General features: G+C 62.9%; 1 protein-coding gene. It reads right to left on the minus strand.

From position 1 onward, the window contains the following. Nucleotides 1-274, minus strand: a 274-nt coding sequence (locus tag IF37_RS40470; RefSeq protein ID WP_037858529.1) for a hypothetical protein, incomplete at its 3' end; no start/stop codon positions are given. Nucleotides 275-299 lie beyond the last annotated feature (25 nt).

The raw sequence follows: 299 nt of genomic DNA on the forward strand, positions 1-299 counted from the left end.
CCTGCTTCAGCAGCTCATCGGAATCCTCCAGCGCGTAGCCCTGCTCACCCGTCAGCCACTTCGCGAACTCATGCGTCGCCGCCGCCAGCCCGACGTTCAGCACCTCCTGCGCCGCCAACCCCGCCAGGAACCGGAAAATCAGACTGCGCAGCACCGCCCGGTACGTCGCCCGCAGCACCGCCTGCTCCGCCAAAGCACCGAACGGATTCCACACCGCCATCGCCATGATCAGCGACCATTCCACCAGGAACAGATTCAACTGAATGACGATCATGTTCTTGTAATACGCGGCATCCGCC

This window comes from Streptomyces sp. NRRL S-31 (genome assembly GCF_000718775.1).
Classification (GTDB): Bacteria; Actinomycetota; Actinomycetes; order Streptomycetales; family Streptomycetaceae; genus Streptomyces.